Below are 6,865 nucleotides of genomic sequence, written 5' to 3' on the forward strand. Positions count from 1 at the left end.
AACCTCCCCGCCGGCCCCGCCGTCCAAAGGGGACAGAAGCGCCCGACGTCGGCGGCCTGAGGGGCGGGCCGGACAGAGGTCCGGGGATGGGCGTCACACTGCGCAGATTTCGACCGACCGCCTCCGACCCGTGGGATCAGGTCAAGGCGGCGCATCTGTTGAACCGCGCCGGTTTCGGCGGCACGCCGGAGGAGGTGGCGCGTCTGGCGGCCCTGCCGGTGGAGGCCGCCGTCGAGGAACTCCTGAACTTCGAAAGCGTGCCGGAATCGTTCCCCGCCCCCGACTTCACCGAACTGCATGGGATGGAGGACGAGCTGCGGCGGTTGCGGCGGGACCGGGCACCGGAGGCCGCGCTGCGCTCCATGGTCCAGCGGATCAACCGGGCCAACATCGTCAAGTTCCAGGAGCTGCGGAGGTCCTGGGTGCGCCGCATGATCGAGACCCGCCGGCCGCTGCAGGAGAAGCTCGTCCTCTTCTGGCACGGGCACCTGGTCTCCGGGCTGCCCGAGACGCGCGTCGCCGAGCACATGGCGATGCAGCTGGAACTGTTCCGCCGCATGGCGGCGGGCAACTTCAAGGAGCTCATCCTCGCCGTTTCCCGCGATCCGGCGATGCTGAGCTACCTGGACAACAACACCAACCGCAAAGGGAAGCCCAACGAGAACTACGCCCGGGAGCTGCTCGAGCTGTTCACCATGGGCGTCGGCCACTACACCGAGCAGGACGTGAGGGAAGCGGCCCGCGCCTTCACGGGATGGACCTTCGTCGGCAACGAGTTCGTCTTCCGGCGCGACCAGCACGACGACGGGGTCAAGACCTTCCTGGGGCGCACGGGGAATTGGGACGGGACCGACATCATCGACATCATCTTCGAGCACCCGGCCACGGCCCGCTTCCTGCCCCGGAAGCTGTGGGCGTTCTTTGCCTATCCCTCGCCGGAGGAGAGCGTGGTGGAGGCGCTGGCGGCGGAGTTCCGCCGCCAGCGCTGGGAGATCAAGCCGGTGCTGCGGATGATCTTCCTCTCCGAGGCGTTCTTCTCGCCGCAGGCCATCCGCAGCCGGATCAAGAGCCCGGCCGAGCTGGTCGTCGGCGCCGTCCGCCTGACCGGCGCGACGGTCCCCGACGAGGCGCTGGTGCGGGCGATGGACCTCATGGGTCAGCGGCTGCTGTACCCGCCCAACGTCGGAGGCTGGCCGCAGGGGCGAAGGTGGATCAATACGGCCACGGTGCTCGTCCGCTACAATCTCGGCGGGCTGCTGCTGTACGGAACGATGCCCGGGATGCCCCGCCGGCGCGCGGCCCCGGGGCCGGTGGATCATCTCCTCGACGCCGACCGGATAAGGACCGCCGGGGACGTCGTCGATCAACTCGTGGCCCGCTTCCTCCAGAGTCCGCTGGACGGCCGACGGCGCTGGGCACTGCTGCGCGCCTTCGGGACAAACCGCGAGGACACCCCGTGGCGGCCGGACGGGGTGGCGTCCCGGGCGCAACTGCGCAGCGCCGCGCACCTGATCATGAGCATGCCCGAGTTCCAGCTGCACTGACGGGAGGAAGGCGATGATCCGGGGGATGACCCGTCGGGAGTTCATCAAGAAGGGGATGACGCTGGTCGCCGTGGGTTGGACGGCGCCCTCCTTTCTCACCCGCACCGCCCTGGCCGTGAACAACCCCTGGGACCTGGCGCAGGTCGTCAGCCGGCCGGGCGTTCCCGACGACCGCATCCTCGTCGTGGTGCAGATGGGCGGCGGCAACGACGGCCTGAACACCGTGGTGCCTTTTGGCGACGACGCCTACTACCGCGCCCGTCCCACCCTGGCCGTGCCGCAGAAGGACGTGCTGCGGATCACCGACGACCTCGGCCTGCACCCGGGGCTCGCTCCGCTCAAGGAGCTCTACGACCGCGGCGCCATGGCCATCGTGCAGGGCGTCGGGTATCCCAACCCCAGCCGCTCCCACTTCAGGTCGATGGAGATCTGGCACACCGCCGATCCGGAGGGGCGCATCGTCCGCTATGGCTGGATCGGCCGGTACTTCGACAGCAACTGTCCGGTGTGTGAGCGCCCCACAGTCGGGGTGAACATCGGTCCGGCCATGCCGCTGGCGTTGCAGGCGGAAAGCGGTGTGGGCGTCAGCCTGGAGAACCCCGAAGCCTTCCAATGGGTGGCCGGCTTCGACGGAATCGGCGCGAAGGAAGAGCTGGAGCTCTTCCGCCTGCTCAACGCCCCGGCGCCCAACGAACCCGGGACAATCGACTTTCTGCGCCACACGGCGATGAACGCCTACCTGTCGAGCGAGCAGGTCCGTGGCGCGGTCGGCGCTTACAAAGGCGGCATTGAGTATCCAAACACGCCGTTTGCGGCCAGCCTCCGCCTCATCGCGCAGATGATCGCGGGCCGCCTCGCCACCAAGGTGTACTACGCGCACCTGACGGGGTTCGACACCCACAGCGCCCAACGCGGGGTCCATGAGAACCTGCTGGAACAGCTGGCGGGAGGGGTGGCCGCGTTCTACCGGGATCTGGAGGCGCAGGGGAACGCCGAGCGGGTGCTGGTGCTCGCCTTTTCCGAGTTCGGTCGGCGCGTCGCCGAGAACGGCAGCCGCGGTACGGACCACGGCACCGCGGCGCCGATGTTCCTCTTCGGGAAAGGACTCAAAGGCGGCCTCTACGGTCGGCAGCCCAGCCTGACCGACCTCGCGGACGGCGATCTCAAGCACGCCATCGACTTCCGCTCGGTGTACGCCACCGTGCTGGACCGCTGGCTGGGCGCCGACCCGCAGAAGATTCTCGGCCACAACTTCGAGCGGGTCGGGTTCCTCTAGGCTCAGGCGCCCCAGGTCATGCGGAGCACCCGGACCCAGTTGGCGTGGGCCAGTTTGCGCAGGTCTTCTCCGGTGTACCCGCGGGCGGCGAGTGCCCCCATGAGCCGGGGCAGGCCGGTCGCATCGCCGATCTCGGCGGGGATGATGGCCCCGTCGAAGTCCGACCCGAAGGCCACGCCGTCGATGCCCATGCGCTGCACCAGGTAATCGATGTGCTCCACCAGGCGCAGGATGGGCGTGTTGCGGTCGCGTCCGCCGTCGGCGCGCAGAAACCCCACATGGAAGTTCACGCCGACCACCCCGCCGCTGTCGCGGATGGCGTCCAGCTGCCGGTCGGTGAGATTCCGCGGCGACGGGGTCAGGGCGTAGGCGTTGGAGTGCGTGGCCACCAGCGGGGCGTCGCTGATCGCGGCCACGTCCCAGAACCCCCGCTCGGTGATGTGGGAGAGGTCGATCATGACCCGCCGCCGGTTGAGCTGTCGGATGAGCCGCCTGCCCAGGTCGGTCAGTCCCGGCCCGGTATCCGGCGGGTGGGGGAACTTGAACGGCACGCCCTGGGCGAAGCGGTTGCGGCGGGCGTGGGTGAGACCCACCGAGCGCAGGCCGGCGGCATAGAATACCTCGAGGGCGTGGCCCTCGGCGTCCAGAGGTTCGGCGCCCTCGAAGTGCAGGACCATGGCGAAGATGCCGGCTTCAAGGCAGTGCTGCAGTTCCGCCGCAGTCCGGACGATGCGGACCTGGCCCTCCGACGCCTGTTCCAGCGCCAGCAGGCGTCCCAGGTAGCCCAGGGCGGCCGACTGCGCGTATTCTAGCGCCATGGGTTCGGGCCAGCTCTTCTCGTCGCCATAGGTGCGGAGGACCACCTCGGCCTGGGCGGGATCGGTCACGGCGGTCTCCGGGAGGCCGGGATCGCGGATGTAGACGGCAAAGAAGCCGCCCCCCAGGCCTCCCTCCCGAGCCCGCGGCAGATCGATGTGTCCGACGGCGCTTCGCTCGAAGAACGACCGCCCGGTCTGCGCCAGGCTCAAGACGGTGTCGTTGTGCCCGTCGAAGATCGGCGGATAGGTTGACGACGGCATAGGCAGACTCCTCCGCAACCGAGCCCTGGGTCGTCTGTACACTATGCTGTGGACCGCGCCGATCCTTCAATCCGACCGGTGCCCTGGGGGGCAGGCCGTGTAAATTGGCGGGCAGAAGAGCCTAGGGGGAACAGCGAGGCAGACGATGGCATCGAAGTTTGTGGAGACGGCGGTCGGGGCCGCACAGCAGGCGGGGGAGCTGCTTCTGACGATGCTCCCCGAGGCCCGCGCCAGCAAGGAGATCCGCACCAAACGCACTCCCGCCGACCTGGTCACGCGGGCCGACCGGATGTCGGAAGACCTCATCGTGGGGGTCCTGCGCGCGCGCTTCCCCGATCACGGCATCCTCGCCGAGGAGGGGTCCTTCCACCCTGGCGCGGAGTACCGCTGGATCATCGACCCTCTGGACGGCACGACGAACTTCGCCCACGGCCTGCCGCTGTTCTGCGTGTCCATCGGGCTGGAACACCGGGGCCGCGTGATCGCCGGCGTTGTCTTCCACCCGCCGTCGGGCGAGCTGTTCTATGCCGACCGCGGAAAAGGCGCCTTCCTCCGCCGCGCCGGCACGGCGCAGCGGCTCCGCGTCTCACGGATCGACCGGGTCGCCCAGGCCGTCGTGGCCACCGGGTTGCCCTACGATATCCGGGACACCGGCAACAACATCGACCACATCGGGAGGTTGTGCCGGACGGCGATCGAGGTGCGCATCCTGGGCGCCGCGGCGCTGCACCTGGCCTACGTCGCCGCCGGCCGGCTCGACGCCTTCTGGGAACCCGCCCTCAATCCCTGGGATATCGCCGCCGGAGCGCTGCTGGTCGAAGAAGCCGGCGGACGCGTCACGCACATGAGCGGTACGCCCTTCGACGTGGATTGTCGCGACGTGCTCGCCTCAAACGGCTCCGTGCACGACGAGATGGTGAAGTTGCTGGGTGGCCGGTCGAGCAAGGACTAGCCGGCCAGTCTCCCGCGAGGTGCCGACCGCCTGGTCCTTTCGGTCAGGGCAAATGGACGTTTCCGCGGCGGCCCGCCTGCTGGGGCTGGCCGCGGCGATCAGGCTGGAACGGTCTTGTCGCTAGCGGATGACATCCCTGAGCACCGGGATGAGGATGGAGCCCAGGATGAAGGTGAGCAACCAGTGGAACTGCGCGCTGGTCTGGCGGCGGTGGTCCAGGAGCTCCGACCGGAGGCCGGCAATCTCGGCGCTGAGGCGCTGCTCGAGGGAGGCGAGGCGCTGCTCGAGGGAGCCAAACCGCTGGTCGATCGACCCAAAGTGCTGATCGATTGACCCGAGACGGCGGCTGATCTCCTCGTAGGCGCCCTCCAGCCGGGCCATGCGGACCTCGATGTGTTCTGCCGCCATCTCCGTTGATGATATCACTCGCCGGGGTTTGAGGCTCTGCCCTGTACGGGTCAGTGGCGGAGGCTTCATCGGTTGATGGGTGGTCACGGTTGACAGTCCGCCGGCCTGTCCGTAGGATGGCAGGTATAGACCGACGCGTCGGTCTAACCCCGCCATGGCCCGATCCACAGCGGAAGCCGCGACCAGGGACCGCATCCTGACGGCCGCCGTGGAGGTCTTCGCCCGCAAGGGCTACCACGGAGCCGGTGTCGAGGACATCGTCCAGGCTTCCAGGACCTCCAAGGGGGCCTTTTACCACTACTTCCCCAGCAAGCAGGCAATCTTCCTCACCCTCATGGACGACCTGGCCGCCCTGGTGGAGCAGAGCGTGGAGGCGGCGATTTCCTCCGAACGCGGAGCGATGGCGAAGGTGGAGGCGGCCCTGCGCGTGGTCGTGGAGACCGCCGCACGGCAGCGCGACCTGGCCAGGATCCTGCTGGTCGAGGCCGTGGGGTTGGGGCCGGAGCTCGAAGAAAAACGCCTGGAGATCCACCGCCGGTTCGCCCGCCTCATCCAGCGGCACCTCGACCGCGCGGTCCAGGAAGGCTCCATTCCGGCCCAGGACACCGCCCTTGTCTCCCAGGCCTGGATCGGCGCGCTGAACGAGCTGATCTCCCAGTGGCTTGTTTCTGGGCGTCAGCAGCTCCCTGTCCGGTTGCCCGAGCTGCGCGCTCTTCTGTTGAGGAGCATCGGGGCCAGGACAGGCGGAGGACCCTAGGGTCATGGCCGAGGCGCGGCTCGACGTGCAGACGATCCTGGCTGCGGCGCGGGGATACCTCGCGCGGCGACACGTCTGCACCTTTGCCACCAGCCAGGACGACGTGCCCTGGGCGGCCTCGGGATTCTACGTGGCGCGGGAGCTGGACATCTTCACCTGCCAGCGGAAGGACGCCCGCACCCTGGCCCAGATGCTGGCCAATCCGCGGGTCGGCTTCGCCGTGGACGATCGCACGACGGGGGCCTGGCTGCAGGCCCTGGGCACGGCCCGCCCGGCGACGACGGAGGAAGAGGCCTGGGCCCGGGAGGCGCTGCGGCGCGCCGCCCCCGAGTTCACGGCACACTTCTCCAACCCCGACTACCCGGTGCTGGCGGTGCTCGTCGGCGAGTTCACATTCATCGATCGGGCCGCGGGGATCGTCCCGCGGCAGCATCTGATTCTGGGGCCGGGGGGATGGAGGTTCGCATGAACGGAGCTTCCGGAAGTCAAAGACCGCGCATCATCCTGATGGCGGCGGCGGGGATCCTCGTCGCGGCCCTGGCCACGCCGGGAGCGGCGCTGGGCCAGAACCCGCCGCCGACAAAACTCAGAGTCGTCCACGTGCCGGTGCTCATCTTCGCCCCGCTGTACGTGGCCATCGAACGCGGCTACTTCGCGCAGCAGGGGCTGGAGGTCGAACTGGTGAGCACCCCCGGCGGCGTCTCCTCTTTCGTGGTGCTGGCCAGCGGCCGGGCGGAAGTTGTCGTCGGAGGGCTGGGCGCCGCCCTGTTCAACGCCGCGGCGCGCGGCCTCGACTTCAAGGTCGTCGGCCCCGTGCACATGGAGAAGCCGCCGGTGAGTACGCCGCTG

8 protein-coding genes are annotated in these 6,865 nt (G+C 68.9%); 6 read left to right on the forward strand and 2 right to left on the reverse strand.

Annotated features, from left to right (window positions below; all coding sequences use genetic code 11):
• The first annotated feature begins 86 nt into the window (after nt 1-86).
• Both QN141_02080 and QN141_02085 read left to right on the forward strand, forming a co-directional pair.
• Nucleotides 87-1,544, forward strand: coding sequence for a DUF1800 domain-containing protein (locus QN141_02080; GenBank protein MDR7557257.1), 1,458 nt, complete (start codon nt 87-89; stop codon nt 1,542-1,544).
• A gap of 13 nt (nt 1,545-1,557) precedes the next feature.
• Complete coding sequence (locus QN141_02085; protein MDR7557258.1) at nt 1,558-2,820, forward strand: DUF1501 domain-containing protein; 1,263 nt, start codon at nt 1,558-1,560, stop codon at nt 2,818-2,820.
• Nucleotides 2,821-2,822: 2 nt separating this feature from the next.
• On the opposite strand, the gene QN141_02090 is transcribed toward QN141_02085, so the two are convergent.
• On the reverse strand, nt 2,823-3,899 hold the full coding sequence (locus tag QN141_02090) for a dipeptidase (GenBank protein ID MDR7557259.1): 1,077 nt from the start codon (nt 3,897-3,899) through the stop codon (nt 2,823-2,825).
• A gap of 145 nt (nt 3,900-4,044) precedes the next feature.
• Between QN141_02090 and QN141_02095 the strand changes: the two genes are divergently transcribed.
• The gene (locus tag QN141_02095; protein ID MDR7557260.1) at nt 4,045-4,851 is read left to right on the forward strand and encodes an inositol monophosphatase family protein; all 807 of its coding nucleotides are present in this window, start codon (nt 4,045-4,047) and stop codon (nt 4,849-4,851) included.
• Between the two features lie 120 nt (nt 4,852-4,971).
• Here QN141_02095 and QN141_02100 read toward each other — a convergent pair whose 3' ends face one another.
• Nucleotides 4,972-5,259, reverse strand: a complete 288-nt coding sequence (locus tag QN141_02100; protein ID MDR7557261.1) for a hypothetical protein — start codon at nt 5,257-5,259, stop codon at nt 4,972-4,974.
• A gap of 154 nt (nt 5,260-5,413) precedes the next feature.
• Between QN141_02100 and QN141_02105 the strand changes: the two genes are divergently transcribed.
• The 3 genes from QN141_02105 to QN141_02115 form a co-directional block, all read left to right on the forward strand.
• The gene (locus tag QN141_02105) at nt 5,414-6,016 is read left to right on the forward strand and encodes a TetR/AcrR family transcriptional regulator (GenBank protein MDR7557262.1); all 603 of its coding nucleotides are present in this window, start codon (nt 5,414-5,416) and stop codon (nt 6,014-6,016) included.
• A gap of 4 nt (nt 6,017-6,020) precedes the next feature.
• Complete coding sequence (locus QN141_02110) at nt 6,021-6,485, forward strand: pyridoxamine 5'-phosphate oxidase family protein (GenBank protein ID MDR7557263.1); 465 nt, start codon at nt 6,021-6,023, stop codon at nt 6,483-6,485.
• Nucleotides 6,482-6,865: ABC transporter substrate-binding protein (locus QN141_02115; GenBank protein ID MDR7557264.1), on the forward strand; the 384-nt coding region annotated here is incomplete at its 3' end. The genes QN141_02110 and QN141_02115, both read left to right, overlap by 4 nt.

The sequence above is a fragment of the Armatimonadota bacterium genome, assembly GCA_031459765.1.
GTDB lineage: Bacteria > Sysuimicrobiota > Sysuimicrobiia > Sysuimicrobiales > Kaftiobacteriaceae > Kaftiobacterium > Kaftiobacterium secundum.

Excerpts from the sequence above, each read along its gene's own strand:
- QN141_02105 (MDR7557262.1), top strand. The coding sequence starts at position 5,414 with ATGGCCCGATCCACAGCGGAAGCCGCGACCAGGGACCGCATCCTGACG.
- QN141_02110 (MDR7557263.1), top strand. The coding sequence starts at position 6,021 with ATGGCCGAGGCGCGGCTCGACGTGCAGACGATCCTGGCTGCGGCGCGG.
- QN141_02090 (MDR7557259.1), bottom strand. The coding sequence starts at position 3,899 with ATGCCGTCGTCAACCTATCCGCCGATCTTCGACGGGCACAACGACACC.
- QN141_02080 (MDR7557257.1), top strand. The coding sequence starts at position 87 with ATGGGCGTCACACTGCGCAGATTTCGACCGACCGCCTCCGACCCGTGG.
- QN141_02085 (MDR7557258.1), top strand. The coding sequence starts at position 1,558 with ATGATCCGGGGGATGACCCGTCGGGAGTTCATCAAGAAGGGGATGACG.
- QN141_02100 (MDR7557261.1), bottom strand. The coding sequence starts at position 5,259 with ATGGCGGCAGAACACATCGAGGTCCGCATGGCCCGGCTGGAGGGCGCC.
- QN141_02095 (MDR7557260.1), top strand. The coding sequence starts at position 4,045 with ATGGCATCGAAGTTTGTGGAGACGGCGGTCGGGGCCGCACAGCAGGCG.